Raw genomic sequence first — 1238 nt, 5'->3', positions numbered from 1 at the left:
GTTTAAAGAAAAACTTCAGTACTGTAATTGCTATTTTTATTTTCAAGTATTCTTCTGGGGGCTGTAATTAATGCTTATGTGTTCAGCGGTGATTACGGTTCCATGGATGAGACTTTAAAATTTATTGACGGATTCCATAATCCTTCAAAATTATTTATGCTCTGTAACCTTGCTTCTATGCTTGCAGTTCTGGCAGCCGTTACTTTATTTATAAAATTTAGACAGACAAAATTACTGGCTAATATTTTTATGATTACAGCGGCAGTATTTGTTTTAATTTCTGTAATTAATACATCAAAAATTACTAAATCATATAATGAATTTCAAAAATAGTTACTGCTAAAGTAGAAGCTGATAAAACTGGTTCTGTAACAAAATATCATCTTTCTAAAACAGAAAAATATGTCATGATTTTTATGCTGGATAGATTTGCTTCTGCATATGTGCTTCCTATTCTTGACCAGCAGCCGGAATTAAAAGAAAAACTTGCAGGCTTTACATACTACCCAAACTGTCTGTCTTTTAACGGTCATACCTTAATGGGTGCACCTGCAGTATATGGCGGTTATGACTATTCGCCATATAACATGAATCTGCGTGATACAGAAAGTCTTAAATCTAAACATAACCAAGCCCTGCTTATGCTTCCAAAGATTCTTACAGAAGAGGCAGGGTTTAATGCTGTGCTTTCTGACTTGTCCTGGGCAAACTACAGTTATGTTCCTGATATGAGTTTTGCACAGAATATTCCAGGTGTAGAAGCGCTTTCTCTTATTGGAAGATATACTGCAGACTTTAAGAATGAACAGCTTTTGCCGGGAAACGAAAAATACAGTCTTTCTCATGTAATTAACAGAAATCTTTTCTGGGTAAGTCTTTTCCGCGAATCTCCTTCTCCACTTAGACCGGTTGTATATTACAAGGGTACATGGTGGGAAAACGGTGTAAAAGATGCCGGTTCAAGCTTTGCTGAATGGTTCAGTACTCTTTACTGCATGAACAGAATTACAGACTTTAATTCTGATAAACCTACACTTTCTGTAATTACAAATGAAGCACCGCATTCAAATGAAGATATCTCTATGTTTGGTGTTTTGCCGGAAAATCTAAGAAATTCCCACAACAATGCTTATAACATTGATGTAGTTTCTCTTGCACAGGTCTGCGACTTTTTTGATTTTCTTAGAGAAAACAATGTTTATGATAATACCCGTATTATTATTGTATCTGACCATGGT

1 protein-coding gene and 1 pseudogene are annotated in these 1238 nt (G+C 35.1%); both read left to right on the top strand.

Going from position 1 to position 1238, the window contains the following annotated elements:
• Positions 1-27: 27 nt before the first annotated feature.
• Positions 28-333, top strand: a complete 306-nt coding sequence (locus tag MSI_RS13450) for a hypothetical protein (RefSeq protein ID WP_009108299.1) — start codon at positions 28-30, stop codon at positions 331-333.
• Between the two features lie 83 nt (positions 334-416).
• Positions 417-1238, top strand: a pseudogene (locus tag MSI_RS13445) (hypothetical protein); the annotation flags it as partial.

The sequence above is a fragment of the Treponema sp. JC4 genome (assembly GCF_000260795.1).
Taxonomy (GTDB): Bacteria; Spirochaetota; Spirochaetia; order Treponematales; family Treponemataceae; genus Treponema_D.
The sequence above is the reverse complement of the archived record's forward strand: the minus strand, read 5'-3'. Positions and strand labels throughout refer to the sequence as shown.